The sequence below is a fragment of the Paenibacillus sp. FSL P2-0089 genome (assembly GCF_038595095.1).
In the GTDB taxonomy this organism is placed as follows: domain Bacteria; phylum Bacillota; class Bacilli; order Paenibacillales; family Paenibacillaceae; genus Paenibacillus_AQ; species Paenibacillus_AQ silagei.
Genome location: NZ_CP152006.1, coordinates 3,904,408 through 3,931,232, shown reverse-complemented (window position 1 = coordinate 3,931,232; position 26,825 = coordinate 3,904,408). Strand labels below are relative to the sequence as shown.

Sequence of the window (26,825 nt, the reverse complement as noted above, 5' to 3'; positions counted from 1 at the left end):
TTACTGCGGCGGTTCATTGTCCAGACGGCGTTCAATCGCCTCCGACATCGTTTTATCTGTGAGATGGGCATAGATCTCGGTAGTCTCCGTAGAAGCATGGCCCAATTGTTCCTTCGTCCGGTAGATGTCATTCTGCAGGTAATAATCGGTGGCAAAAGAGTGCCGCAGCTTATGCACCGTCAGATAAGGCTTGCCGAAACGTTTGGCGTATTTGATGATCATCTCCTGGATCGCCCGTTTGGTCATCCGTTTGCCTTCTTTGCTGCCGTTGGGCAGGGCAATGAAGAGCGCTTTTTCCCGTTTCGGCGTCTTGTACCTGCTCTGGCGGAGGCTTAGATACAAGCTGAGATCATCCTTCGACTGTTCCCGGAAATAGACCGGGGTCTTGAAGGTCTCGTCGTTATGACCCTTGCGGAAGACATAAATCAGCTTATTGTTGACATCCAGATCATCCACGTTGAGGTTAACCACCTCGGAGACACGCAGGCCGGAATTCAGAATCAGACTGGCAATACAGGCATCCCGTTCACGGTTAAGCTGCCAAGAATAATAAGCCTGCTTATTGGCTTCCACAGCTGTGCCATATCCTTCATAGATGTAGCCTACGAACTCCAGCAGCTCCTCGTCCTCCAGAATTTTACCTTTGAGCTTGGCGGCGGTGTCCTTCGGTTTGTGAATGCGCTTGATCTCAACCTTGGCCATAATGTTACGCTTCAGCAGCGGGTAGAAGTTCTCATCCTCGGCAATCTGGCTTAAGTAATGGAACAGCGAGCGCAGCGCAGACAGCTTACGGGATACGGTCACCCGCGAATTGGCATTCTCAGCCCGGGTGGTCAAGTGCAGACGGTAGCCGACAATGCTGTCCATATGCAGGGTCTCCAGCTCAAGCAGTGTGATGTCAGCATTGCTGGCCGCTACAGAGAGACCTTCACCCCGCAGCCAGCCGAAAAAGGATTCATAGTCCCGGATATACTCCAGCAGCGTGGAGGGGGACAAATCCGGCCGTTTATAGTCGATAAACTGCTGGACAAACCAGGGCATTTGCGGCAGCCGCTGATCCAGTTTTGTCCGGTCGGTCGCTTTTTGAATACTGATGAGCTTCACCTTCTTTATAGTTTCTCCAAGGGGGAGGGCTGTCCTTCTATCTTACCATGTTTCTGGCAAACCTTGCTCCTGATGAGACAAAGTTATATGATGGGTAGTAAACGAAAACGGTTGAGGTGAACCTGAATGGAACTTGGAATCGAGCTTGTTCCTAAAGAGCAGAAGCAGATTATCAGCAGATTAATGCAGTTCTACTTGTATGACTTTACCCGCTATCTGGAGCTGCAGGTCGACCGTGAAGGATTGTTCCCGTCCTATCCCGGACTTGAGGCTTACTGGAGCAGCGGTAAAAATAAATTCGCCTACCTGTTCACTGTAGACGGCAATGTCGCAGGCTTTGCCCTGATCGACCGTCTGCTGCGCGACCCGGAGGGCGAGTTCTATATGACGGAGTTTTTTGTAATGCAGCGCTACCGGCGCAGCGGCGTAGGGACCTGGGCCGCACACCGGCTGTTCGATATGTTCCCCGGCAACTGGAAGGTGTCACAGATTCGTGCCAACACTCCAGCGAGGGATTTCTGGCACCGGGTTATCGGAGCTTACACCGGCGGTGATTTCCAGGAGCGGTTCAACTCCCGCCAAGGCAATCCGAGCCAATACTTCAGCACATTAAATACAAATAGGGTTAAGAAATAAATTTACCTATTCCTGGCAGGCTTCAGCGCAACTTTGGATCGTATCCAGCGTCTGGTAACTGAGGTGATTAGATTGTCCAAGCGAATGAGCTTATGGGGAGCGGGCTGTATAGCAGTTGCAATAGCAATCAGCACAGGCTGCAGCAATGCTGCGGATCAGGGGTCTTCGAGTGCAGAGCACACCGATCTGGCGTCAGCAACGCCCGCTGCTACTGCTGCAATAGCTGCTCCTGCAACCGCGGTTCCGGCTCCGTCTGCAACAGCCGCGCCTGCTGTTAAATCCGTGTCGCTGATTCCCGAAGTACGGGAGTATTCAGGAAGCGGCAGGGGCTACCAACTTGATGGCGTCAATGTCCAAGCGGATTATTCCGCAGACCAGACCTTACCGCTCGGGGTATTTCTGCCGGAGACGATGATCCGTTTTGAACAGGATGGCAGAACGGCATGGGGGACAGCGGACAAGCATAATTATATTACGTTAATTAAGCTAAGCTCTGCGAAGGATGCAGCTGGAGGGAAGTTTGAGTCGGGCACGGACCGGAGGCTGCTGAAGTTCAAGGAATATGAAGGGAGCAGGATGGAGGAGGACCGGAGGGTTGAGGCATTTATTTTCACAGCCTATAACGATTCTTACCGGGCCGAGATCCATATTCAGGATGAGCAACGCGATAAGCTGCTTCCACTCTTCACATCCATGCTGAGTGGTATGGAATACCTGGAGAAGCAACCCCCGATTAAGCCGGGAGTGTTCTTCAAAGCCCCTGATGTAGGTACAAGTCCAGGCAACAAGCAAGCGCTCCGGGAGACACTGGACTGTATTGCAGCCTGGGCAGCTAAGGACAAAGAGAAATTTGCTGCAACTATGCAATCACCGCAGCTTAATGAAGCTCTGCAGTTCCTGCTGGATAAGAAGAATGTCTACCGCTTCAATAAACTGACCTTAGTCGGAATTCCTATCGAGGGAACTAAGCGGGCAGGCTTCTATGTGGAGTTTACCCAGATGACCTCTGAGGGCTATATTACTGAGGGCACTTACGAGATTTCATTGCTGCCGAATAAGCAGGGGGAGTGGAAGATCGCTAATATTGATTAGGCAGAGCATCTGCCGAAGCTCGAAAGCTTGAGACACCTGCGGGGTTTCAGGCTTTTTTGCTGTAATGTATTAATAATCACAACCTTCCCAGGTTCCGGCGTCTATAATCTAAGTTGAACGATGTTCAAAAACATTACAGTGTTCAACGAAGCGGAACAGCAACACCCTGACAGAAGGAGTCTAACAATCATGGGCAAAGCAGAGAGACAAGAGCAGGAGCGCGAAGCGATGCGTAATCTGATTCTGACTACGGCTGGCGAACTGCTGGCGGAGAAGGGGATCAGGCAGCTGTCGATTCGCAAAATCGCTGAACGGATGGAGTATTCGGCCGGCATTATTTATCACTATTTTCAGGGAAAAGAGGACATTGTGGAGCAGCTTCTTCAGCGGGGCTACCGGGAGCTAATGGGCGGACTAATTGCCGGATCGGAAGCTTCACCGGATGAAACATCTCCAGAAGAGCGCTTAAGACGAACGCTGAGACAGTTCATTAAGATCACAACCGCAGAAGGCTCACAGTACCGGAGTATGATGCTGAATGATTCTCCGTCCGTGCTTAGCCACACCGGGGTGTTGCATCAGGGGGCTGCCCTGGAACGCAGCGGGATCGCGGGTCTCTGTGATACGCTCCGTCAATTCAGCGGGATGGCCTCCTGTGAGGAGAGGGAGCTTGAGCTCACTGCCCAAATCATCTGGAGCGCAGCATTCGGGCTGATTATGAGGCTGATGGTGGAGGAGAATCTGCCTGAGGCGCAGAAGGAGGCTCTGATTACCCGGCACATAGAAGCCATGGTGCATATTGCACAAGGATAGGAGGATTAGAATGAGCCATAGACGAACGATTACCTTTTTAACGTGGATGGTGATAGTGCTTGGTGTTGTTGCGTCAGGCATCGGGCTATTTTCAGGGGAAGGAGCTGAGAATGAAGGGAGCCATCCCATCTTCACCACCATCCGGGGAGAACAGATTGAATTGTACGGAAGCGGAATCTACAAGAATGATTCTTTGTCCGCAGCAGCACAGGCGATCGCTCAGGATGGCGTTACATTAGTGGTGGGCATTCCTTTGCTGCTCGTATCCCTGCTGCTGAGTCTCAGAGGAACGATCCGGGGTCGGCTGCTGCTGGCCGGAGCGCTCGGATACTTCACCTATACCTATGCTTCATACAGCTTTCTGGCCATGTATAATGATCTGTTTCTGGTCTACGTCTTGCTGTTCTCGGGCAGCTTATTTGCATTTATTTTGGTCTTTCGCTCGGTGGAGCGGGAGGGGGTGTTGATGAAGACGAAGCTTCCGGGTAAAAGCATTGGCTTCATCCTGCTGCTGATCGCCTTCCTGATTATTATGCTATGGCTGGGCCGGATTGCCGGCGGCTGGCGGAATGGAACCGCACCTGCTCTGCTTGAGCATTACACCACGCTGGTGATTCAGGCACTGGATTTAGCTGTATTGCTTCCGCTCATGGTTCTAACAGGCGCATTGCTCGTCCGCAGACAGTCTTATGGTTACCTTCTGGCTCCAGTCGTCCTGGTAAAAGCCGCCACCCTGCTGACCTCCATCTCCTCCATGATGATTGGGATGCTGAGGGCAGGAGTTCATGTCTCGATGGTAGAGTTGATCCTGTTCCCAATCTTCAATCTGGCAGTCATCTGGTGTCTCATTCTTGTACTGCGCAACGCGCAGGAACCCGCACCACCTGCAAGCCCATTACCTATAGAATAGAGGCGGACTTAAGTGAGCAACCGGATCTTGATCGTGTATGCAAGCAAATACGGATGTACGGAAAAAGCCGCTTTACTGCTGCAAGCTAGGCTGAACGCGGCCGAAGTGGTGAATCTGAGAACTGGCAAGTTGCCGGTTCTAACTGGCTATGACACAGTAATCCTAGGCGGCTCCATCTACTATGGCAGAATCCGGAAGGAGATGACTGCATTCACAGCAACGCACAAGCAAGAGCTTTTAACCAAACGGCTGGGATTGTTCATCTGTGCAGGAATGACAGGGGAGAAGGGGGAGGAGGAACTGAAGCAGGCTTACCCTGAGATTATCTACAACAAGGCGCTTGCCAGGGAGATCATGGGCGATGAGATCTACCCGGACCGGATATCTGCCTTAGACAAGTGGATTATACGTATGGTAAAAGGCAAGGAGCACAAGACAGGAGGCGGGCTGTCCATGGATAAGCTGGAGCGTTTCGCGCATACGATGTCGGCAGGCGAGTAGGGTAGGGAACGAGGGATAGTTGTAATGAGCAGGGACTGCAAAGTAACATAAAAATAATTATGTTAACTCGAACCATATCCCCTCACCGATTAACCGCCAAACGTCTAGCCCCAAACATCGAATGATGATTTAACATAAATCTACCCCCTATAATTATAATATTTCATTATATGAAAAATTCATAATAGTAAAACAAAATTACCTGCTCTCCTAATTACTACGCTCAAATCCGGCACATCACATTAACTTAGCAACTAACAAAAGGAAAAAGTGAGGCCAACCCCCTGCCAAAACAGGTTCTCGCTGTCAACCCGGGCGAGGTTTCGCACCAGAATCCTGAAAATACATGGAAAAATGTATCTTGTATCAACGCTTTCCGATAGATTTCCTTAAGCAATTGGAAAAACAGCACCTACTGGAGGCGATTTTGCAGATTTACTGAGAATATTCCTAAGCAAGTGCCATTTTTCCAACTGTTACCCCAGCAGGGGCTGTTCGTTCATCAGCAAGTGTAGCAAATCCAACTCTTTCCGTACACCATCCAAAAGCCCGCTACACCGGGGCTACTGTAAGCTGAGCCGTCAGCTTACAGGCCATATCCACGGACTTCAGTGCAGATTGCAATGACAGTTGGGAGATGGTCCCGTTCTGCAAAGAGAGCAGGGCATGCCGCAGGCTTTTCTCATAAGGATTGTTCGGGATTACCGGGATAGCCGTCTTGCCCTCAGAAGTATAGCTGGTCAGGCTGGCTTCAACCTCTCCGTTCGCAGCATTGGTCTCATGAAATACCAGCTTGCCGCGCTCGAAATACGCTTCGTAACCAACCGTGAACGGGTACGCTTCCGGCATCTGTGAAGAGACGGTTAACTGCGCACTAACACCGGCCTTCGCGAAAGAAGCATGAACCAGCGCCTGACCGTCCATACCTCCAGAGGTCCCCCAGACGGAAGTGGGTACAGGTGTGTCAAGCAGCCACGCGATAGCATCCAAGTCATGAATCATCAGATTGGCAGCGATGGCAGACAGGCCCATATCCCCCCACACCGGTGCGGTCTCCCTGCGGAAGCTGACATGCAGCAGTTGGCCGTAGGCGGATTCACGGGCGGATTGTTCCAGGTATTCATAAGCATAATCGAATTTGATGAATTGATTGACGAGGATTCTGCGGCCATACCGCTGTTCGGCGTCCAGCAGCTCCCGTCCTTCTTCAGGCTCCAGAACAACCGGCGTCTCGCAAAAGACATGTTTTCCCCGTCTCAGTGCCTCTACCGCATAGATCTTATGTAGCGCAGAAGGCAAACAGAGATCGATGACATCCACTTCGGGATCAGACAATATGTCCTCGATGGACGTTGTAACCTCTACCCCCAGCTCTTCCTTCAGCTTCAGCAGCTTGTCCTTATTTCTCCCAAAGACCACGATCCGGTCCACGAACTCCATTTGCTTCAGCAGAGAGGCGTGATACGCCCCGAATCCAGTTCCCAATAGGCCAATATTCATTTGCAGCAGCTCCTTGATTTTGATACATTCATCTTAACGCAGTATTGTTGACAACAGAGTGGCAAGAATAGATGACGAATAATGAAGCTTGGAGGAGACGCATGCGGCTGCACCGTTTGATTGCTATACTTTTACTGCTTGAATCCCGGGGCCGGATGAAGGCGAACGAGCTGTCCAGCGCCCTCGAAACGTCCGTCCGCTCCATTTACAGAGATATCGATGTGTTGGCGGAGTCTGGAATCCCGCTGGTCACCACCACCGGGCCGAACGGCGGGATTTCGCTCATGGAAGGCTATACGGTGAGTCTGCGGAGACTGCATGGGGAAGAGGTGGTCCAGCTATTTTTGACCGGGATGGGAATGCCGGCGGGCGGTTCAGGAGAGACCAGTCTGCTGCTCAAAAATGCGCTCCTGAAGCTGGAAGCAAGCTTGCCTGCTCCGTATCAAGAGGATATCCGTACCGCGCAGCGCCGGTTTCTGTTCGATGATACGCCGTGGTGGAGCGGTCAGGCAGCGGTGCCGTATCTTGAGATTCTGCGCACTGCAGTGTGGAGGGGGCGGAAGATTACGGCAGAGTACCTTAAGGTGAATGGGGAGAGCTCGCAGCGGAAGCTGCAGCCTTATGGACTCATCGTGAAGCAGGGGGAATGGTATCTTGCCGCCTACTGCGAGAGCGCCGGGGATCTGCGGACATTCAAGTGCGAACGGTTCACAGCCGTTACTTTATTGGAGGAGACCTATGCCATCCCTGAGCATTTCTCCCTCCAAGCATACTGGAGTCAAGCAGAGCAAGCCTTCGTTCAGAGCAGCAGAGCGCGGGAGTTCTATCCGGTGGTCATCCGTACCCGTGTTAAGAATGAGCAGATGTTGCAGGGGCTGGAGGTTATGAATACCGGATCTGATGGAGATGCCTGGCTGTTTACTGTGAATATGTATGACTATAGCTCGGCCTGTGCGAGGGTGCTGCCGCTATTGGTTCATGCTGAAATTGTGGGGCCGCCGGAGCTGAGAGAGTACGTCAGCAATCAAGTACGAATGTGGGATAAAATGTATAATTGAAACAAGGCGACATAATCAACATTATGTTAACTAATTCTACAATCGAAGAGTGAAAATAATAGACCCCAGACCTTGCTTTTCAGCAGGTTTGGGGTTTATTGACTTTGTTGAACCGTACCTTTTCCAAACATAAGAGGATAGAATTCAATTACGGAACATTATACGATAAACTGTATAGAGGTTTGGATGTCAGATAACTTGACAAAAGGAGGGCATGAGATGCTGCGGGGGCTGATCCTACGGTTGAGAAGAAGTAAAATGCGTACCAGACTGCTGCTCTTGTTCACCATGCTGACACTGCTGCCGTTAAGTGTGCAGGGGATGGTAACGTACCGTCATTTCTCCTCCACCTTGAACGAGAAAACAAAGCAATATACGGTGGATGTCGCCGGACAGGCTAACGCCAATCTGGACAGGCTGCTTAAGGATCTGGAGCGGTTGTCGCTGATGCCTCTGTATGACGAGCAGGTGTTATCTATTCTGGCTAAATACGATGGTCCTATGGGCTCAGGCACATGGGCGCTGTCTGACGATTATCAGAAAATGAAGCTATATACCTCCGCACAGGCGTACGATCGTCCTGAAATCCGGGGGATCCATCTGCTGAGCAACAGCGGAACCCTGTTCTCCAACGTGGAGCCGCTGGCGGTCAACACCTCATGGGATGGCAGGCATGACGAATGGTTCAGCGCCTTGGAACGGTCGGACGGCGAGTGGATCCTTCTTCCTCCGCATCATCCCTCTTATTATGCCGGAACCGACCCCTCATCCTATATTTCGGTAGCCAGGGTGATCAAGGAACCCAGGACGCTGAAGCGTCTGGGCTACATACTCATCGACGCTAAGCAGTCAGCCTTCGGCTCCGTCTTCTCAAAGCTGAAGATTGAACAATCCACGAACCTGATGATCATTGACGGAGACCAGCGCTTGCTGTATGAGCAAAAGCCGGATAACGGGCAGTCGGCCTACGGCGAGCTTATGGGCTCCGGGCGGATCAAGGAACTGCATGGCGGGGAGCGGGAGAGGCTGGGAGGCACGGATTATTTGTTTGTCAGCCATAAGTCCCCGTATTCGGGCTTGACCGTCATCGGCCTGAGTCCCATTGGAGTGATGCTGAAGGAATCGCGCGCGATGATGATTTTTACGTTATGGCTTGCCCTCTTTTGCCTGGTGACAGTGCTGCTGCTCGCTTATGCGGTATCGTACCGGATCACCCTCCCTCTGGTGGAGCTCAAGAGCAATATGTCCAGGGTGGAGCGGGGGGATTTCAACATGCGGGTCAGTCCGCTGGGGGGAGATGAATTCGGGCAGCTCGGGCGCGGATTTAATAAGATGATGGAGGAAATCAACCGCCTGTTTCATGAGGTACTCGTGATTGGACTCCGGGAAAAGGAGGCTGAGCTGTCTGCCCTGCAGAGCCAGATCAACCCGCATTTTATCTATAATACGCTGGAATCGATCAATATGATGGCCGTCCAGCGCAGGCATGATGAGGTATCCGATATGGTATCCGCACTGGGCAAGCTGCTTCGCTATACCATTGACAAGGCCGGCCGGCTCGTGTCGCTGGGAGAGGAAATCGCGTTCGTAGACTCTTACGTCCGTATCCAGCAAATTCGTTTCGGCGGTAAGCTGACGGTGCATAACGAGATTGAAGAGGAAGTGCAGCATCTACGCATTCCGAAGCTCACCATTCAGCCGCTGGTGGAGAATGCCATCGATCACGGGATCGCCGGGCGAGAAGAGGGGACGATCTGGGTGTCAGCGCTGCGTTTTGACAACGAGCTATTGATTACGGTGCGTGACGACGGGAACGGCTTAGAGGAGGAGGAACTCACGGCGCTGAACCGGGAGATCGAACAAGATCCTTCCATGGATTCGCTTAGACGCAGCGAGGAGGAGAGTCTGGGGCTGCGCAATATCGGTCAGCGTATCAAGCTGCTGTACGGGGAAGGCGGGAGTCTCACGGTTGACGGAAGTCCGGGGCAAGGGCTGGCCGTGACCATTACGATAACGATACCGGAATCAGGGGGAGAAGAGGATGTATAAAGTGCTGCTCGTAGAGGACGAAATCGTGATTAGACAAGGGATGCGCGAGCTGATTAGCCGGTCGGCACCCTTTTTCGAGGTGACGGCTGAAATGCCGGGTGGACGGGAGGCGCTCCTGTACTTAAAGTCCGAGCTGCCGGATGTGATGATTACCGATATTCGTATGAAGGAAATGGACGGACTGGCGCTGGCCGAAAAGGTGAAGTCGATGTATCCCGGGCTGCTGGTCATTATTGTGAGCGGATACGGCGAATTTGAATATGCCCAAAAAGCCATTGAATACGGTGTCCTCCATTACCTGCTCAAGCCGGTCGAACGCCATGAGCTGGTTAGTGTGATGGAAAAAGCACGGCTCCTGCTCGATAACCGTCAGGGCATATCTTCCCTGGAACAGACGACAGGCCCGCTGCGGGTGGAGAGCGGAGGAGATACACGCAAGATCATACGGGATGTTAAGGAATATATCAGACTGCATATTGACGGTGATCTGCGCCTGCAGACGGTAGCTTCCCATGTCAATCTGAACGCTACGTATCTGAGCCAGCTGTTCAAGGGGGAGGCGGGCTGCAATTATTCAGACTATGTAACCGATTCCCGGATGGAACGTGCGAAGTGGCTGCTCAGCCATACCCAGCTCAAAATTTATGATGTCGCCCGTCTATCCGGCCATCAAAGCCCGAAGCATTTCATGCTGGTATTCAAGCAGCAGACGGGGATGACGGGTGGAGAATACCGCAATCAATTTAATAGTCAAGAGTGAAGTGTTAGTTAATCTAACGTAAAACATAAATATAACGAACCATTCCTGTATTTTGGATGATTTCTACAGCGAATACGTCTCCTTTATACTGAAAGAGTCATTAAAACTAACATATCAAAGGGGGATATTCATGAAAAAAGCAGGAGCAGTGCTTCTTTCAGCCATGCTGCTGGGTTTAACGGCAGGTTGTGCCAAGCCCGCAGCAAGCGGAAATGCCGAGAGTCCCGGGAAACAGGAAGATGTGGAGTTAAAGTTCTTGATGTGGGGCAATCAAGGGCATATGGATGTGTACAACAAGCTGATCAGCCAATTCGAAGCAGACAATCCGGGTATTAAGGTGACTATGGATTCGGTGCCATTCACGGATTATCAGCAGAAAATATCGGTGCTGGCCGCAGGGAAATCCCTTCCGGATATCGCCTGGGTATCGGAGCGGATGATCCCGCAGTTCAAGGCTAACGGGATTCTGGCGGATGTCTCCTCCTTCAAAGACGATGCTTCCTTTAACCTGGACGATTATATTCCGAGCACACTCGATTTGTTCCGGGACGGGGATCAATTGCTTGGCCTGCCGTTCTCAACACCGCCGGTGGTCATGTTCTACAACAAGACATTGTTCGACAAGGCGAACCTGACAGACCCGAATACGCTGGCCTCCGAAGGGAAATGGACCTGGAAGACCTTTGAGGAATCGGCCAAAGCAATTGCTGTCAAAGACGCTGGGGGCCGGGTATATGGCGCGAACTTCTTCCGTGACTGGAAGACCTGGGCGATTCTGTCCTCGTACGCGTGGTCTTATGGAAGCGGCCCGTTCAATGAGGATCTGACCGCATTCACCTGGAATGACCAGTACGGCGTGGAGACCATGGAGCTGCTGGAGCGGATGATGTATGAGGATGAATCCCATCCGAAAGCAGGCGAGCAGATCAGCTTCGACGCAGGGAATCTGGGCATGTTCTTCGACAACTACAGCTATGTCTCGAAAGCGCGTGACATTAAAGGGTTTGAATGGAGCATTGCTCCGATGCCGTCCGGCTCGGCAGGCAGTGTTCCGATGCTGGGCCAAGCAGGTTATACGCTGTTCAAGGACAGCAAGCATCCGGAGGAAGCCAAAAAGCTGCTCAAGCTGTTCGCCAGCCAGTCAGGCATTGAGGCGACATCCACCTATTTCGTACCTCCGCGCACATCGGTGCTCAATTCTGATGCGTTCCTGAATCAGCCGAACAACCCGCCAGCTGAGCACATCGTGCAAGCGGTTATCGATGAAATGCCGAAGGCGCGCATCATTCCGGGCCACATCCGCTGGCAGGATATCGACAATGCGGTGCTGCAAGGGTTTGACCGCCTGTTCGGCAGGTCCGCGTCCGCCAAGGACAACATGGCGAAGATGCAGAGCGATGTCGAGGCTATTTTGAAATAAGATTCCGGGCAAGGGTCCGTCAACCGACGTTCAGCAGAGTGCAGTGTCCGGCTTGACGGACCGTCCGAAATGGGGAGCGAAATACAATGGGTAAATTGAAGCAAAGATTGGAGCAAAGCGGCTTGTCCTTGATCATCAGCCTTCCTGCCAATGATGTAAGACTGGCAAAGGCAGCGCTTGAGGAAGGCGCCGATGCTTTGAAGGTTCATTTTAATGTCGGCCACCGGGCCAGTGGTACGCATTTCGGTCCGCTTGACAGCTATGAAGACATTTTTAGCGAGATCCGCTCTACCTTTGACGGTCCCTTGGGGGTAGTTCCTTCAGGCAGCTTAGAAGGTGTGGCGGAAGAAGAAATTAGGCGGCTTGCTCCGCTCGGGTTCGATTTCTATTCGATCTATGCCCATCATCTGCCGTCCTTCATGCTGGAGGATCACAGCTTGGACCGGACCTTTGCCATTAATGACACCTATGATCTCAGTCAGGTGCGGGAGGGGGCGCAATTCGGGATCACGGCGCTTGAAGCATCAATTGTGCCTGGCAGCGAATACGGTACGGGTCTTAGCTTCGCAGATCTGCTGAAATACCGGTATCTGGCCGACCATTCCGGTCTTCCCGTGCTGGTGCCTTCCCAGCGTAAGCTGGTTACAGGAGATGTACCGTCCTTGCAGCGCGCGGGAGTGAAAGCGATCATGTTAGGCGCGGTGGTGACAGGCAAGACAGAGGAGGAGCTGCGGCGTGCGGTTAGCTCATTCCGTGGTGCTATAGACAAATTGAGCTAGGGGGCGGTGAATTCCGGCATGAACAGAAAGGTCAAGAGACGAAACAAGGGTCCGCTTGCCCGCGAGGCACAGGTGACCGGATGGCTTTTTATATCGCCAATGCTGCTCGGGTTCACGTTATTATTGTTATTTCCAATGGGGAAAGCGCTCTATATGAGCTTAAATGACTGGCCGCTGCTTGGCGGGCACCGGTTTGTCGGACTGGATAATTACAAGGATATTGCGGTGGACCCGCTGTTCTGGAAGGTCTTCGGCAACACGGCTTATTTCACGCTGGGTCTGGTGCCGTTTAACATTGTGCTGGCTCTGATGCTGGCGCTGCTGTTATCCCGAAGCTTGAAGGGCATCGGCATCTTCCGCACCGCGATCTTCGTTCCCGTAATGACTTCGCTGATTGTATGGTCCATCGTCTGGAAGTATATGTTTGCCACCGATTCCGGGCTAATTAATCAGCTGCTGATGTTGTTCAACATTAAAGGAGCCGCCTGGCTGTATGATGAGAGACTGGCGATGCCAGCCGTTATTATGACAAGTGTACTGAAGAACGTGGGCCTGAATATGGTGTTATTTATCGCTGCGATCCAGCAGGTATCGCGTTCGCTCTACGAGGCGGCTGAGCTGGACGGGGCGGGCAAGACCAAAACCTTTTTCAACGTGACCCTGCCTATGATTACGCCCACCGTATTTCTGACCGTGGTGATGACCGTAATCGGCTCGCTGAAGGTGTTCGGCCAGATCTATGTCATGACCCAGGGCGGACCGAGTAACAGCACCAAGGTGCTGGTCTATTACATCTGGGAAAAAGCGTTCAAGCTGTTCCAGATGGGCTACGCTTCGGCGCTGGCATTTGTGTTGTTCTTTGTCGTGTTGATCTTGACTCTGCTGCAGTGGCAGCTGCGAAAGAGGTGGGTATTCAATGAAGGCGACGCCTAACAACAGCAAAAAGTGGTCTGTAGCAGGAGTGTATGCTGCATTAACGGCGGTATCGCTGATTATGCTTGTTCCGTTTCTGTGGATGCTGTCCACCTCCTTCAAACGGCCGCAGGATATTTTCACCTACCCGCCGCAGCTGATTCCGCCGGTCTTCCAGTTTCGGAATTATGTGGATGTCTTTACACTGATCCCGTTTCACCGCTTCTATTTTAACAGTGTCTATATCTCGTTTGTCGTCGTGGCGGGAACGGTGTTTTTCGCTTCGCTGGCCGGTTATGCGTTTGCCAAAATTCCCTTCACAGGCAGAAATGCCGTGTTTCTGGTGCTGCTCAGCGCCATGATGATCCCGCATGAAGTGACGGCGATCCCGATGTTCCTGTTCATGCGCGATCTGGGCTGGATTGACACGCATCTGCCGCTGATTATGCTGCCGATCTTCGGCGCAAGCGGCGTGTTCGGAATCTTCGTGATGCGGCAATTCTTCATTACTGTACCCACGGAGCTTGAGGAGGCGGCGATGATCGACGGCTGCAGCAGGTTCCGCATTTACTGGACAATTATGCTGCCGATTGCCCGTCCCGGCATGGCGACACTGACGATCTTCACGTTCGTGTCCATCTGGAATGAGTTCTTCGACCCGCTTATTTTCATTAATACGCGTGAGCTGATGACCTTACCGCTGGGATTATCGTTGTTTACAGATGAAGTGGGCACTTCCTGGCATTATCTGATGAGTGCCACCGTCATGGCCACCGTGCCGCTGCTGATCGTCTTTTTCATGGCGCAGAAGCGGTTCATCGAGGGCGTAGCCATGACGGGGCTGAAGGAATAGCACACATAAAGGAGTAGATGATATGAATCCTGCAATAGAGGCAGATGTCGTTGTCGTGGGGGGAGGCCCGGCAGGAATCACGGCGGCCATCGCCGCCGGACGGCTGGGAGCACAGACCGTGCTCATTGAACGTTACGGGTTCGTGGGCGGGATGTCCACCGCTGCTATGGTCTATCCTTGGATGACCTTTCACACCGATAGCGGCGAGCAGGTGATCAAGGGCATAGCTCAGGAAATCGTAGACCGGCTGCAGGCAAACGGCGGTTCGCCGGGCCATCTCCGGGATACGGTCGGCTTCGTCCATACGCTGACGCCATACCATCCTGAGATTTATCAAGTGGTAGCTACAGATATGCTGCATGAAGCGGGAGTGAAGCTGCTTCTGCATAGCTTTGTGGATGAGGTGATGGTCAGTGACGGCGCGATTGAACATGTCGTGGTGACCAATAAATCAGGGCGTACGCCTATCAAAGGGCGCATCTTCGTGGATTGCAGCGGAGATGCCGACGTAGCTAAGCTGTCCGGGGCCGAAACGCTGCAAGGCCGGGAGGGGGATAACCGCTCCCAGCCGATGACGATGAAGTTCAGAATGCGCGGCGTTGATCTGCACAAGGTCAAGGCTTATATGATCAGCCATCCTGAAGAGTTCTACAGCAAAACGCCGATCGCTGAGCTGCCGGACCTGCCGCTGACCGGGGTAAGCGGATTCTACTCGCAATGGAAGCGGGCCGAGGTACCGATTAACCGTGACCAGGTGTTGTTCTTTGCCGGTCCGGCTGATGACGAGGTGCTGATCAACTGCACCCGTGTCCAAGGGCTGGATGCAACGAATGCGGAGGATCTGACCTTGGCGGAGCAGGAGGGCCGCAAGCAGGTGCTACTCATGGCCGAGTTTCTGAAGCGCGACGTTCCAGGCTTCGAACGGGCTTCGATCTCAGCGGTTGCGCCGCAAATCGGCATTCGCGAATCGCGGCGGATCAAAGGCCATTACCTGCTGACCAAGGAAGACGTTATAGAAGGCCGCAAGTTCAGTGATGTCATTGCCCGCAGCGGGTACCCGATTGACATTCACGATCCGTCCGGCAAGGGGGTCACAGCCTCCTTCATCGCCGGAGACGGCGCGTACGATATTCCATACGGCTGTCTGCTATCCGCCAATGTGTCCAATCTGCTGGCCGCAGGCCGATGCATCTCGACCTCGCACGAAGCGCTGGCCACGACCCGTCTGACGCCAAGCTGCATGGCCACGGGTCAGGCGGCCGGAACAGCTGCGGCGCTCGCGGCGGCCGCAGGGGTGAAGCCGCAGACGCTCGATATCCTTCAGCTGCAGGAGCAGCTGAAGCGGGATGGGGTAGTTTTATAGAGCTGCGGAGCGGGAATGTAATCGGAAAACCGATTACATTAGGCACTGGGAGGGTCCCGTAGGCGGAATGTAATCGGAAAACCGATTACATTAGGCACTGGGAGGGTCCCGTAGGCGGAATGTAATCGGAAAACCGATTACATTGGGCACTGGGATGGTTCGTAGGCGGAATGTAATCGGAAAACCGATTACATTGGGCACTGGGATGGTTCGTAGGCGGAATGTAGTCGGAAAACCGACCACATTGGACACTGGGAGGGTTCGTGGGCGGAAGGTAGTCGAAAAACCGATTACATTGGGCACTGGGAGGGTTCGTGGGCGGAAGGTAGTCGAAAAACCGACTACATTGGGCACTGGGAGGGTTCGTGGGCGGAAGGTAGTCGAAAAACCGACTACATTGGGCACTGTAATGGTTCATGGGCGGAATGTAGTCGGAAAACCGACCACATTGGGCTAGTGCAGCGGCGGTTAGTTGCAGTATAATTATTATTTGCGACATAATAATTATTATGTTAACTTATTAACGATCACAAGAGTTAAAAACAATGATAAGTATATATAAATAAACCCCAAATCCGCTTTACGCAGGTCTGGGGTTTATTTTCGTCTCAAATAGCTCAAGCACCAAGCTTACGCTGCGCACTTACTTCAGCAAGCTCGCGGATGCGGAGTCTTTTATGCGCGGTAATCAGGAAAGGAAGGCCGAGCGCCGTGGTCAGCGCAAGCGGTACGAACACAGCGGGCCCGTTCAGAGCGCCGAACTGATCCAGCAGCAGTCCTCCGAGAATAGGTGCCATTACGCTGCCCAGATTATTGAAGCCGATCGTGCCGAAATAGGTACCTTTCCACTCCGGCTTGGCAATCCGGTCGATCAGCATATCCATCATCGTGAAGAGCAGAACCTCCCCGACCGTGAACAGAACCACGCTGAACATCAGCAGGGGCACCCCTCCGGGCATTCCGAACAGCAGCAGACTAAGGGCTACGCAGACATTGCCCAGAATGAGCGGGATAATCGGCGCGAACTTGCTGGCTGTACGCACGATGGGATACTGTACGACCAGCACCGTGACTGCATTAAGCGACAGCATGTAAGAGAAGACTTGGCTGCCATTGCTGAAATGGGTGTTCATCGCCAGAAATTGCGCCAGTGTAGAGCTAAAGTGGCCATACCCGAGGACGCAGAAGATGGTTCCCAGTAGAACAGGCAGAAATACCTTATCCCTTCCGGTGACCGCGAGCGCATCGAGCAGCTTCGGCGTCCGCACTTCTCCATGAACAGGCAGGCTGGCACGGTGCACCGAGAATTGCAGGAACAGAACAAGTCCATAGGCAATATAGACGATCCCTGCGATTACGAACGGGAAGGTGGACTTGGCGGAGCCAAGCTGGAGGCCGATAATCGGGCCGAAGACCACACCCAGATTCACCGCGGCATACCGCAGATTGAAGACCAGCAGCTTTTGCTCCGGCGGGGTGATATCCGATAATAACGCCCGCGAAGTCGGTTCAAATACGGCGCGGCACAGTCCGTTGAGCGTGTTCACCAGGAAAAATACCCATAAATGCTGAGCTGCGGCGAAGCCGAAGAATACGCAGGCCCAGCCGAACACGGAGACCAGCATGACGATCCGGCGCCCGATCACATCCGAGATATAACCGCCGTAGAAGCTGATCATTACCCCTGCCAGCGAGCTGACGGCCACCGTGAACCCGGTTTGGGTAGCGGAAGCTCCAAGCACCTGCGTGAGATAGATCGAGAGAAAAGGAATGCTCATTGAAGTAACCAGCCGGCCGAACATCGTGCCGATGATGATGGTCCAGGCCAGCGGGTGAATGTGGCGCAGATGTTGTTTCATTTGAATCCCTGTCTCCTAGTCAATGGTTTGAATTTGAAGCATGCTTCTTAGCGAATGATTATGTATAATTGTATAGAACAAAGGGGGAAATAAAAGTGTAAGAATTACATGTCACTTTTCACCTTTTAAAAGGAGCTTGAGAACATGGATACCAGCAGTACACATTATCTTTGTTTGACCGCAGCCCTGGCTCCGGCATATAACCTCCAGCAGCCGATTCCGGTGACGATTGAGCAGTTGACCGGTATCCTGTGCTGCACACCGCGCAATGTGAAGTTTATTCTGCGGAAGCTGGAGGAGCAGCAGCTGATTGCCTGGATACCCGGAAGAGGGAGAGGGAATCGCTCGCAGATGACTTTTTTGCGTCATATAGATGAGGTGCTGGAGGAGAGATTTCAGGAGCTGGTCAGCAAAGGCCGGATTAAGCCTGCCATCGAATTGATTGGTCAATACCCGGTTAACGAGCCGCTCAAAGAACGCCTGCTGGCGGTTCTCGATAAGCAAATGGGCTTCTGGAGAGAACCCGGCTCCATATCCGGGCAGGAGGTGCTGCGAATCTCCCGTAACCGTGCGATGGAGAAGCTGGACCCGGCCACCGTATACACCGCCTTTGAGACCTATTTGCTGGGGCATGTTTGCAGTACCCTGATTACCTATGATGCACAGAACGAGGTTTTCCTGCCGGGGCTGGCCCACACGTGGGAGGCTAACGAGAGCAGTACAAGCTACCTGTTCTATCTCCGCAAGGGGGTGCGATTCCACCACGGCCGCATGATGACTTCAAGGGATGTAAAAGAAACCCTACAGCGTCTGATCGGACTTAGAAGTCCCGCGATCTGTCATTTTGAGGATATCATTCATGTGGAGCTGGAGGGGGACTACGTTATACGGTTCGATCTGGTGCAGCCTAATTTCTTCTTCCTGCATCTGTTCAGCTCGATCTATATGTCGATTGTTCCATACGATGTGGATTTCGCTGTGCATCCGGTCGGCACGGGGCCTTATCAGGTAGTGGATCTGAGTCAGGATGTGCTTGTACTCGGTGCCTACGATTTCTACTATGGAATACGCCCTTTGCTGGACCGGGTCGAGATCTGGTACCTGCCACATTTGGCCTCGGGGGTACGACAATATCAGCTGACGGGTGCCAGTACCAGCCTGAACAGCTTGCCGGCAGCGGAGGACGGGAGGAGTCACAATATCGATTATCCGGCAGTCGGGTGCAGATACATTCTGTTTAATTTTAGAAAAGAAGGCGTACACCATCATCCTGCAGTCCGGCAGGCCATGCGTATCCTCTATAATCAGCTTGCCCTGATTCGTGAGCTGGGAGGCAACCGGATTATGCCGGCAGACAGCTTCCTTCCCTGGCAGAGCAGCAAGTATGAGTTCGCTGAGCCGCAATTGGAGGAAGCGTGGGCGCTGCTTGAGGAAGGCAGATACAGAGGAGAGGCAGTTAAGTTGGCCTACCGGGCCTGTAAAGAGGATCAGGATGAGGCGAATTGGCTGCAGGAGCGCAGCAGGAAAATTGGATTACAGCTTGAGCTGTATCCTTTAGGGGAGTATGATCTGCCGGACTTGGTGAACCAAGCAGATCTTGTGATCTGCGAAGAAGTACTGGAGGATGACTGGCAGTGGGGGATGATTAATTATTTTCGCAATGAGTCGAATTATCTGCATCACCTGCTGCTGGACAGCCAGAAATCTGAGCTCACAGAGGTGCTGAAGCCTTTCGCCCGGCTGGCCGCCGGGGAGAGGGCAGAGATACTGGAGCTGGCCGAAGGCAAGCTGCGTGATAACGATTGGGTACTGTATGGCTGTCATATGAATAAAAAAGCGCAATTAAGTCAGAATTTGTTTGGCCTGGAGCCTGGCTCCTTCGGATTTCTGGATATCTCCAAGCTGTGGGTGAAATCGGGGTTTCAGTAGGATCAAAGAAACGACTGCTCTCCTGAAGGGGGGGAGCAGGCCGTTTTTTTTGTGCGTGATGCGGTTAGTGCTTAAGCCGTAGTTCAGACCGCTTGCTGCTGCTTGCCGTCACATTTCTTGCAGACCGTCAGCTTCTCACCCTCCGGGCCTTTGCCGAAATACAAAAGCTTAATCCGGGTGCTCCCGCAGATCGGACAGGTGCCCCTGGCCCGGGAGGGGGTAGTGTAAAGTGCTTTACCGCGCTTATTCTTGGACATGTGAATTCCCACTTTCGTCTGTAATACTCTATCCTATGCCCGGGAGTCGGTAGCGATTCGACGGAGATGCATTTTTATTGCTGTATGGGGAGTCTCAGGAATTGGTGTATGTATTCTATTACATTGTAATAATCGAATACCTATGACCTTAATAACAAACAAAATCGCCTCCAAAAAACAGCGTATAACATAAATTATACGCTGTTTCACTTCTAAGGGACTTTTATATGACTTATCGAACTAGTTGTCACCTTAAATTGAATGATTTTGCTAGAATAATATATCAATAATAGGATTAAAACCCATCCAAAAAGTTCATCTGTTCTTTCTCCTCTTCGGAGTGTGGAACCCGTGCTATACTATCAAGTGGAAACGGCATTGAAAAACATACGCTGGAGGGAGTCCATTGATTCATAGCAGCAAGCAGCATAAATGGAGATCAGACAAACTGTCTCATCTGGGATCATCGATCTTTGCCGAGGTGGCGGCATGGAAGTCAGAAGCCCGGCAATCGGGACTGGACATCATCGATCTTGGAATTGGCAGTCCGGACCGGGCGCCTCTGCCGGAGATCCGTCAGGCATTAAGTCAAGCAGTACTGCGGGAAGACAGCTATGCCTATCCGTCATCCAAGGGGAGTATATCGCTGCGCAATCAGGCGGCGAGATGGATGCAGTGGCGTTTCGGCGCGGAGGTAGACCCGGAGGAGGAAATGGTGTCCCTGATGGGTTCGCAGGACGGGTTGGCGCATCTGGCCCTGGCCATCTGCAATCCCGGTGATCTGGCGATTGTACCTGACCCTGGTTATCCCATCTATTCAGGAGCGCTCGCAATAGCGGGGGTTAGGTCTTGGCCGCTGCCGCTCCTAGAGGAGAATGCGTTCCGGCCGGATCTGGAGAGTATTCCTGATGAGGTCTGGCGGGAAGCATCTTTTATGCTGCTCAGCTTTCCCGGCAATCCGATTTCGGTTACTGTGGATCTGGCTTATATGGAGCGGCTCGTGGAGCTTGCCCGTAAGTGGGAGGTGCTGGTCGTGCATGATCTGGCGTATTCAGAGATGGGCTTCGATGGTTACCGGCCGATCAGCATCCTCCAGGTACCGGGGGCGCGGGATATCGCCGTTGAATTTCATTCCTTCTCCAAAAGCTTCAACATGGCCGGATGCCGCATCGGCTTCATGACGGGCAATGCGCAGGCCGTCGGGGCGCTGCGGGAGCTGAAAAGCAATGTCGATTACGGTGTCTTCGAGCCGATTCAAGAAGCTGCGGTTGTGGCGTTGGAGCAGGCGATGGACTCCGGGTCGGACCAAGGAGTGGCTGCGCTGTATGAGCGGCGGCGGAACCTTGTGGTAGAAGCGCTGCATCTTGAAGGGTGGGCGCTGCCCTCGCCGGAAGCTACTATGTTTATTTGGGCAAGGCTGCCGGATGCCTATGGGAGTAAGGGTGAAGCCGGAAGCTCGCGCCGCTTCGCGCATGACCTGCTGCTGAGAACCGGAGTAGCGGTTATTCCGGGAGATGCTTTTGGCAGCCAGGGGGAAGGGTATGTGCGAATTGCACTGGTAGAGGAGGAAGAACGTTTGCTGGAAGCCGCCCGGAGGATCGGGGAGTTTCTGCGTTCGGGGAGATGAGGATGTGAGAAGTGCCATTGAGTAACATAATCAACATTATGTTAACTTTTATAATTCACTGATCTGAATTCGGGGTAATAAGGATCAACTACAGATTTTCAGGAGGTTGACCTTATGGGATTTAACATTGGAGGATTAGGCGATAAAATACAAGGAGTAGTCGGTTCCCTCAAAGAAGGGCGTGCCTACGAGCTGCTGCAGAAATTGCCGTTGGACAAGCTGCCTGTCGAGCAACTTCTGCAGAAGCTGCCGCTGGAGCAACTGCTATCGAGTTCTTTTTTGCAAAAGTTCACTCCCTTCGAGTCCTTGAAGGATCTGCTGCAAAAAGGAGGATTCTCTGCCGGATCAGCAGAGGAGATAAAATCGCTCCCGTCGGATCAGCTCGATGAGCATGTAGCGAAGACGACTTCCTTCGGTTCACTGAAGGATATGCTGATCAAAGCAGCGGAGTTCTATTCCCAGCGGAAATAGACGGACCGCAGGTTGCTTCGAAGCAGGTAGTCTAAACCGCACTGCTGCCAGTTCCGGCAACCTCATATATGTAAGCAAGCCCGCACTGGAATTCTCCGGTACGGGCTTGCTTTATTTTTACATAGTTATATTCTAGTGACTTAGTCCTTCAACCATGCCGTTGCCAGCAGCAAAGCTCCTTGGTTAGCCTTAGTGTCTGCCAGCGCGTTCAGCATCACGAAATCGTGGATAATGCCCTGGAAGCGCACAGCCGTAACGGGAACGCCTGCTTCGCGAAGCTTATTCGCATAGGCCTCCCCTTCATCACGAAGCACATCGGCTTCACCTGTGATAATCAAGGCTTCCGGCAGACCGCTAAGCTGGTCCAGACTGGCCCGCAGCGGAGAGGCCGTAATCTGTGCCCGCTTCTCAGGATCGGTGGTATATTGATCCCAGAACCATTTCATGCCTTCGCGCTGGAGGAAATATCCTTCTGCGAACTGATGATACGATTCGGTATCGAAGGAAGCATCTGTAACCGGATAGAAAAGCAATTGCTTAGAGATGGCCGGACCGCTGCGTTCTTTGGCCATCAGGGTGATGGCAGCAGTCATGTTACCGCCGACACTGTCCCCGGCGACACTCAGCCTGGATGCATCCAGGCCGTACGTGGAGCCTTCACTAGCAATCCATTCCAGGACTGCGTAGATTTCTTCAATGGCCGTAGGATATTTGGCTTCCGGGGACAGGCTGTATTCCGGGAATACCACGGCGGCGCCCGTACCCACAGTCAGCTCGCGGATGAGCCGGTCATGCGTGTGACTGTTGCCGAATACCCAGCCTGCTCCATGAATATAGAGAATGACCGGCAGGGAAGTACCGGAGGTGCCTACCGGACGGACAATGCGGACCTTCACTTCACCGCCGGGGCCGCCGGTTACGGTCAGATCCTGAAGATCTGCCTCGGGTTTTTCGATATCGCCAGCCTGGACGGTGTTGACCGTTTCGCGGCCTTTTTCCGGACCCAGATCGGGCAGGAAGGGAGGCTTGGCATTATCATCGGCGAATTTCTGAGCTGCAGGTTCAAGAATCACTCTTTTATGATCAGACATAGGTTACAGTCTCCTTCTTCTAGCAGATTAGGTCAAGCTCTTCTCATCCATAACCGCCTGACAAGTTTCTGAAACGTAAAGCGAACGGATGGCCCGGGTCAAAGCGTATATCAAGTAGAGAAAGGGGGAGCGAGCGTTGAAGGATTATCCCATCACAGAACAACAGGCCAAGGACATGTTTGAAGCACACTCCGCTTATATCTATGGTATTGCCCTTATGATGACCAAGCAGCGGGTGCTGGCCGATGATATTACCCAGGAGACTTTTCTGCGTGCCTTTGCAAAATATCATTTATATGATCCCTCCAGGCCGCTTCGGCCTTGGCTGTACCGGATTGCCGTCAATACGTCCCGTAATCTGTTACGCAGGAAGACCTGGATACAACTGCTGGCGGGCGTTCCTATAGAGGGAAAAGAGCACTCCGCCGAGAGCATCGCTCTGCATAGTGAGAATCAGCTGGAATTATGGCAGGCGGTCAGCCATCTGTCCGCGAAGCTGCGCGAAGTGATCTCCCTGCACTATTATGCCGGATTATCGCTTCCCGAAACCGCAGAGGTATTAAGTATTCCGCTGGGAACCTGCAAATCCAGGCTTCATGCGGCACTGCGCAAGCTGAGAGAATGCGGTGAACTTGACCCCGGTGTGCTGATGATGAAGGAGGGGCTTAAATGACGACAGTTAAGGACAGGCTGGATGTTGAATCCGAAGTATTATCCGCTCAATTACAGAAGGAAGCAGAACACATCATACACAGTATGCCTTCTTCTGTTGATTTTGATGAATTGTGGCAGCTACATACTGGAGGAGTAGGGAAAGCCCCAAGAGGCAGACATCGGTTATCATCGTACAGGAAGTGGGTCATCGGCGTCACAGCTGCGCTGGCTGTTACAGCTGGATCCATTACCGGGATCGGATTCGTCTCGCCCAAGGTTGCAGAGGCGCTGCGCGTCATTCCGTTCTTCGATTATTTGTATGCTAAAGGTGGGGATCGAGAGGGATTGAAGCCCATTGAAGAGAAGCATCTAAGCAGTCCGACAGGTGCGGTCATTGCAGATCAAGGAATAACCTTCCATCTGGTAGAGGAATATTACGATGGTATATCATTGGTGCTAAATTATGAGGTAACCTATCCGTCATCGTCAGAGCCTATTACCGGCAAAGAAGCGGCAGTCTTCTATAAGCTTAATTTTGAAGGGTATCATCCACAAACGATATCAACCCATGACTTCACAATTACAGGAGACCATACCTTCGTAGGTACAACCCGTCTAAGCTTTGGGGATAAGGATCTGCCTGATCAGCTAAGATTAAATATGAGTATCGACTGCATAGGGACGACGAGGGGGAACTGGGATTTATCTGTCCTGCTAGATAGGGCTAAGAGTAACGCGCTGAGCACTACCGTCTATCCCAAGAATCTGGATTTCATGTATGATAACTCACTATATACTGTAGACAAGCTGACCCTGGGTCCTGTAACTTCGCAAGTTATTGTGATGAACAGGTATCCTGATACATGGCTTAATGTAATGCTAGAAGATGATATTGGAACCTTATATATGAATCAAGGTGGAGATGGGGCCACCAATGACTACTACTATTTCAACTTCTCACCGCTGACAGCGCTCAATCCTAAGCCGGCCTATGTGAACCTGATCGTTACTGAACCCCCGAAAAATGGAGAAGCCAAGCAAGCGGAGGACCGTCAGCGCCTGAATGGATCTTTCCCTATAACGCTGCAGGGTGATGAAGGAGGAACGGTAACGGTGACTTCCGTTGACTATGAGGAAAAGCAGACGGTCGTATATTATGAGGCCAGTCAGGTCACGAGCCAGAATACCCCGCTTCGGTTAGAGGAGGAGCAGGACAAGGATCATCCGATTTTCCCCAAAGGACAGCCGGTGCGCATTAGCCGGGATAAATTAGCCTTTAAGCTGATTTTCCCGCCGGTGCAGCCATCCGATCAGCTCGAAATTGTGGCCAATTCCTTCACTTATACGAAGGATATACAACAGTTCCGTCTTCGCATTCCAATTGAGTGGACCCAATAGCTGCTGAAATTCAACGCTTATAAAAGAAAGGCCGCGCCGTCCTGTTATGGATGGCGTGGCCTGTTTGCGGTTGTAGAGGAATTTTACGAACACAATGGGCAGTGCGGAGGCGTGCAGGCCAAAGGGTTGGAAGCACAGCCCACAGGTTATTTTGTTTAATGCACTTAAGAAATAACGAAAAGCAAAAAGAAGCGGAGGGGAAATTTGGAACTGGAGGAGCGAATGCGTCCGCCTGAAAGCTTTCCGCAGGAAAGCTCGCTATCTACAGCATAGGCTTGGTTTGGATTTCTACCGCGAAGAGCGGTTTTAATTAGGAAATCCAAACTGGGCAGCGGCCGGAGGGACAAATGTTCACCGCAGCGACGACCAAGCTTCGAGTCCCACTCCAAAGCGTGTAGCAGTAAAGTAACAGTAAATCCCCCCTCACCGCTCACCCACACGCCTTGCCCCGGATCTCCAATAGTCCACCCCGGCAAACGCCGCCGTAATCAGCAGCGGGTAGAGAATCGCCCAGCCTGTGAACGGGAACACGGCTAGTGTGGCGGCGAAGGAAATGACGCTGATCGTTACGCCTGCACGGCTGCCGCGCAAGAGGCGGATTCCGGCGGCACAACCCCCAATATAGGTAAGAATGAAGGTGGCGTTGGGGAAGGTGATCAGTGTGGTTATCGAGAGCGCCCCGCTGCCGTAGAGCGATAATATCAAGGTGAAGCAGAGCGCCAGGAAGCCGATGGCCCCCACAGGCGTCTGATAACGATTGGATAAAAGGCCCATCCAGCCCGGAGCATAACTTTGCCGGGACAAGGCATAAGCCACGCGTGAAGCCGCACCTGCATAGGCAATGATCGTCGCCGTGCAGATGAAGAGACCGGTGAGTCCGGCGATGAAGCCTCCCCATGCCCCCAGCGGCTGGCTGATGATCCATAGCAGGGAGCTATCTGCCCCGCCGTGCAGATAGCTCTGTGTACCTACGGTAGCAAGTGCCGAGAGGAAATACAGGACACCGACAATGATGGCCGCGATGGTCACACCCTTAACCGCAGCCCGCTCAGGTTCCTTGAACTCTTCCGACAGATGCGAGACTGCTTCCCAGCCGATGAAGCACCAGAAGAGGATCGCCGCCGCCTGCCCGACACTCATCCAGCCATGCGGCGCAAACGGAGTGAAGTGAGCACGCTCCATCCTTGGAAGCGCAGCGGCAAAAGAGAAGACCAGTACGGCAACAATAGCGATCACCACAGCAATTTGCACTTTACCGGCGACCTGCATGCCGATCCAGTTCGTAAGGAGTCCAATGACCAGCATCCCGGCGGCAAGGGCGATTCGGGCCGGATCGCCCCAGCCCATCGCTGCGGTCATGTATCCTGCACCGGTCAATGCGGCGACTGGCGCGCCGATCGGAACGGACAGCAGGAAGAACCAGCCGACAAGGGCCCCGGCCTTCGGCCCGAAGGCTAGAGTCACGAAGTGGGAGACGCCCCCGGCGTTAGGGAACTTGGCAGAGAGCAGGCCCATGGATAAGGCAAGCGGAAGAATGAGCAGGGTCATGAAGCCCCAGGCCAGCAGCGAAGCCGGGCCAGCCATCTCGGCTGCCAGTCCGGGGACAATTAATACCCCCGAACCGAGGACAGCCCCGATGTATAAGGCAACGGCCTGAGGCATGCCGATGGTACGTTGTAACGAGGTGTGTTTCTTCATATGTATAATCCCGCTTTCCTTGTATTTAGTTATAGAGTATCAGATAATAGATCCATTGGAAAAACGGAATTATCAAATAACATCCATTCAA

General features: G+C 52.7%; 23 protein-coding genes and 1 pseudogene. 18 read left to right on the top strand and 6 right to left on the bottom strand.

Going from position 1 to position 26,825, the window contains the following annotated elements:
* The gene (xerS, locus tag NST69_RS16235) at positions 1-1,095 is read right to left on the bottom strand and encodes a tyrosine recombinase XerS (RefSeq protein ID WP_342550186.1); all 1,095 of its coding nucleotides are present in this window, start codon (positions 1,093-1,095) and stop codon (positions 1-3) included.
* Between the two features lie 135 nt (positions 1,096-1,230).
* Between xerS and NST69_RS16230 the strand changes: the two genes are divergently transcribed.
* The 5 genes from NST69_RS16230 to NST69_RS16210 all read left to right on the top strand — a co-directional run bounded on the left by NST69_RS16230 (position 1,231) and on the right by NST69_RS16210 (position 5,056).
* Entirely contained in the window at positions 1,231-1,740 is a 510-nt protein-coding gene (locus NST69_RS16230; protein WP_036726510.1) for a GNAT family N-acetyltransferase, read from the top strand.
* A gap of 72 nt (positions 1,741-1,812) precedes the next feature.
* Entirely contained in the window at positions 1,813-2,832 is a 1,020-nt protein-coding gene (locus NST69_RS16225) for a hypothetical protein (RefSeq protein WP_342546201.1), read from the top strand.
* A gap of 189 nt (positions 2,833-3,021) precedes the next feature.
* Entirely contained in the window at positions 3,022-3,645 is a 624-nt protein-coding gene (locus NST69_RS16220) for a TetR/AcrR family transcriptional regulator (protein ID WP_339248854.1), read from the top strand.
* Positions 3,646-3,655: 10 nt separating this feature from the next.
* Positions 3,656-4,555, top strand: a complete 900-nt coding sequence (locus NST69_RS16215; RefSeq protein ID WP_342546199.1) for a hypothetical protein — start codon at positions 3,656-3,658, stop codon at positions 4,553-4,555.
* Positions 4,556-4,567: 12 nt separating this feature from the next.
* Positions 4,568-5,056, top strand: coding sequence for a flavodoxin domain-containing protein (locus NST69_RS16210; RefSeq protein ID WP_339248852.1), 489 nt, complete (start codon positions 4,568-4,570; stop codon positions 5,054-5,056).
* A 552-nt stretch (positions 5,057-5,608) separates the two neighbouring features.
* Here NST69_RS16210 and NST69_RS16205 read toward each other — a convergent pair.
* Positions 5,609-6,556, bottom strand: coding sequence for a Gfo/Idh/MocA family oxidoreductase (locus tag NST69_RS16205; RefSeq protein WP_342546197.1), 948 nt, complete (start codon positions 6,554-6,556; stop codon positions 5,609-5,611).
* Positions 6,557-6,657: 101 nt separating this feature from the next.
* Here NST69_RS16205 and NST69_RS16200 point away from each other — a divergent pair, with 101 nt between their 5' ends.
* From NST69_RS16200 to NST69_RS16165, 8 genes and pseudogenes are all read left to right on the top strand, one after another.
* Entirely contained in the window at positions 6,658-7,614 is a 957-nt protein-coding gene (locus NST69_RS16200; protein ID WP_342546196.1) for a YafY family protein, read from the top strand.
* Positions 7,615-7,812: 198 nt separating this feature from the next.
* Positions 7,813-9,663: a sensor histidine kinase gene (locus tag NST69_RS16195; protein WP_342546193.1), complete on the top strand. Its 1,851-nt coding sequence runs from the start codon at positions 7,813-7,815 to the stop codon at positions 9,661-9,663.
* Positions 9,656-10,423 carry a response regulator gene (locus NST69_RS16190; protein WP_342546191.1) on the top strand — a complete coding sequence of 256 codons (768 nt, stop codon included), beginning with the start codon at positions 9,656-9,658 and terminating at the stop codon, positions 10,421-10,423. Before NST69_RS16195 ends, NST69_RS16190 begins: the two co-directional genes overlap by 8 nt.
* A 130-nt stretch (positions 10,424-10,553) precedes the next feature.
* Entirely contained in the window at positions 10,554-11,843 is a 1,290-nt protein-coding gene (locus NST69_RS16185) for a sugar ABC transporter substrate-binding protein (RefSeq protein ID WP_209873778.1), read from the top strand.
* Between the two features lie 86 nt (positions 11,844-11,929).
* Positions 11,930-12,622, top strand: a complete 693-nt coding sequence (locus tag NST69_RS16180) for a hypothetical protein (protein WP_342546190.1) — start codon at positions 11,930-11,932, stop codon at positions 12,620-12,622.
* Positions 12,623-12,640: 18 nt separating this feature from the next.
* Positions 12,641-13,555: a sugar ABC transporter permease gene (locus NST69_RS16175; RefSeq protein ID WP_342546188.1), complete on the top strand. Its 915-nt coding sequence runs from the start codon at positions 12,641-12,643 to the stop codon at positions 13,553-13,555.
* The gene (locus tag NST69_RS16170) at positions 13,539-14,387 is read left to right on the top strand and encodes a carbohydrate ABC transporter permease (RefSeq protein ID WP_342546187.1); all 849 of its coding nucleotides are present in this window, start codon (positions 13,539-13,541) and stop codon (positions 14,385-14,387) included. Before NST69_RS16175 ends, NST69_RS16170 begins: the two co-directional genes overlap by 17 nt.
* Positions 14,388-14,400: 13 nt before the next feature.
* Positions 14,401-15,750: pseudogene (locus NST69_RS16165) on the top strand (FAD-dependent oxidoreductase); the annotation flags it as partial.
* Between the two features lie 617 nt (positions 15,751-16,367).
* Here NST69_RS16165 and NST69_RS16160 read toward each other — a convergent pair.
* Positions 16,368-17,609: an MFS transporter gene (locus NST69_RS16160; RefSeq protein WP_209873789.1), complete on the bottom strand. Its 1,242-nt coding sequence runs from the start codon at positions 17,607-17,609 to the stop codon at positions 16,368-16,370.
* 144 nt (positions 17,610-17,753) lie between these two features.
* On the opposite strand from NST69_RS16160, the gene NST69_RS16155 reads away from it, so the two are divergent.
* Entirely contained in the window at positions 17,754-19,538 is a 1,785-nt protein-coding gene (locus tag NST69_RS16155; protein ID WP_342546185.1) for an ABC transporter substrate-binding protein, read from the top strand.
* Between the two features lie 83 nt (positions 19,539-19,621).
* On the opposite strand, the gene NST69_RS16150 is transcribed toward NST69_RS16155, so the two are convergent.
* Positions 19,622-19,795 (bottom strand): hypothetical protein, encoded by a 174-nt coding sequence (locus tag NST69_RS16150; protein ID WP_200869554.1) that lies wholly within the window; start codon positions 19,793-19,795, stop codon positions 19,622-19,624.
* Positions 19,796-20,201: 406 nt separating this feature from the next.
* Between NST69_RS16150 and NST69_RS16145 the strand changes: the two genes are divergently transcribed.
* On the top strand, positions 20,202-21,422 hold the full coding sequence (locus NST69_RS16145) for an aminotransferase class I/II-fold pyridoxal phosphate-dependent enzyme (RefSeq protein ID WP_342546180.1): 1,221 nt from the start codon (positions 20,202-20,204) through the stop codon (positions 21,420-21,422).
* Positions 21,423-21,536: 114 nt separating this feature from the next.
* The gene (locus NST69_RS16140) at positions 21,537-21,893 is read left to right on the top strand and encodes a hypothetical protein (protein ID WP_051478104.1); all 357 of its coding nucleotides are present in this window, start codon (positions 21,537-21,539) and stop codon (positions 21,891-21,893) included.
* A gap of 140 nt (positions 21,894-22,033) precedes the next feature.
* Here the strand turns inward: NST69_RS16140 and NST69_RS16135 are convergent, their stop codons facing one another.
* A complete protein-coding gene (locus NST69_RS16135; RefSeq protein ID WP_036726536.1) occupies positions 22,034-22,984 on the bottom strand; it encodes an alpha/beta hydrolase in 951 nt (316 codons plus the stop codon).
* A 136-nt stretch (positions 22,985-23,120) separates the two neighbouring features.
* On the opposite strand from NST69_RS16135, the gene NST69_RS16130 reads away from it, so the two are divergent.
* Together NST69_RS16130 and NST69_RS16125 are read left to right on the top strand one after the other, a co-directional pair.
* Positions 23,121-23,657 (top strand): sigma-70 family RNA polymerase sigma factor, encoded by a 537-nt coding sequence (locus tag NST69_RS16130; RefSeq protein ID WP_051478105.1) that lies wholly within the window; start codon positions 23,121-23,123, stop codon positions 23,655-23,657.
* The gene (locus NST69_RS16125) at positions 23,654-25,036 is read left to right on the top strand and encodes a DUF4179 domain-containing protein (RefSeq protein ID WP_036726538.1); all 1,383 of its coding nucleotides are present in this window, start codon (positions 23,654-23,656) and stop codon (positions 25,034-25,036) included. The genes NST69_RS16130 and NST69_RS16125 overlap by 4 nt, the downstream gene beginning before the upstream one ends.
* A gap of 423 nt (positions 25,037-25,459) precedes the next feature.
* Here the strand turns inward: NST69_RS16125 and NST69_RS16120 are convergent, their stop codons facing one another.
* Entirely contained in the window at positions 25,460-26,734 is a 1,275-nt protein-coding gene (locus tag NST69_RS16120) for an amino acid permease (protein ID WP_342546176.1), read from the bottom strand.
* Between the last annotated feature and the right edge of the window lie 91 nt (positions 26,735-26,825).

Bases quoted from the DNA above. Each gene is read 5' to 3' on its own strand.
- NST69_RS16125 (WP_036726538.1), top strand. From the start codon at position 23,654: ATGACGACAGTTAAGGACAGGCTGGATGTTGAATCCGAAGTATTATCC.
- NST69_RS16120 (WP_342546176.1), bottom strand. From the start codon at position 26,734: ATGAAGAAACACACCTCGTTACAACGTACCATCGGCATGCCTCAGGCC.
- NST69_RS16190 (WP_342546191.1), top strand. From the start codon at position 9,656: ATGTATAAAGTGCTGCTCGTAGAGGACGAAATCGTGATTAGACAAGGG.
- NST69_RS16170 (WP_342546187.1), top strand. From the start codon at position 13,539: ATGAAGGCGACGCCTAACAACAGCAAAAAGTGGTCTGTAGCAGGAGTG.
- NST69_RS16175 (WP_342546188.1), top strand. From the start codon at position 12,641: ATGAACAGAAAGGTCAAGAGACGAAACAAGGGTCCGCTTGCCCGCGAG.
- NST69_RS16205 (WP_342546197.1), bottom strand. From the start codon at position 6,556: ATGAATATTGGCCTATTGGGAACTGGATTCGGGGCGTATCACGCCTCT.
- NST69_RS16200 (WP_342546196.1), top strand. From the start codon at position 6,658: ATGCGGCTGCACCGTTTGATTGCTATACTTTTACTGCTTGAATCCCGG.
- NST69_RS16220 (WP_339248854.1), top strand. From the start codon at position 3,022: ATGGGCAAAGCAGAGAGACAAGAGCAGGAGCGCGAAGCGATGCGTAAT.
- NST69_RS16160 (WP_209873789.1), bottom strand. From the start codon at position 17,609: ATGAAACAACATCTGCGCCACATTCACCCGCTGGCCTGGACCATCATC.
- NST69_RS16155 (WP_342546185.1), top strand. From the start codon at position 17,754: ATGGATACCAGCAGTACACATTATCTTTGTTTGACCGCAGCCCTGGCT.
- NST69_RS16230 (WP_036726510.1), top strand. From the start codon at position 1,231: ATGGAACTTGGAATCGAGCTTGTTCCTAAAGAGCAGAAGCAGATTATC.
- NST69_RS16215 (WP_342546199.1), top strand. From the start codon at position 3,656: ATGAGCCATAGACGAACGATTACCTTTTTAACGTGGATGGTGATAGTG.
- NST69_RS16180 (WP_342546190.1), top strand. From the start codon at position 11,930: ATGGGTAAATTGAAGCAAAGATTGGAGCAAAGCGGCTTGTCCTTGATC.
- NST69_RS16140 (WP_051478104.1), top strand. From the start codon at position 21,537: ATGGGATTTAACATTGGAGGATTAGGCGATAAAATACAAGGAGTAGTC.
- NST69_RS16135 (WP_036726536.1), bottom strand. From the start codon at position 22,984: ATGTCTGATCATAAAAGAGTGATTCTTGAACCTGCAGCTCAGAAATTC.
- NST69_RS16150 (WP_200869554.1), bottom strand. From the start codon at position 19,795: ATGTCCAAGAATAAGCGCGGTAAAGCACTTTACACTACCCCCTCCCGG.
- NST69_RS16185 (WP_209873778.1), top strand. From the start codon at position 10,554: ATGAAAAAAGCAGGAGCAGTGCTTCTTTCAGCCATGCTGCTGGGTTTA.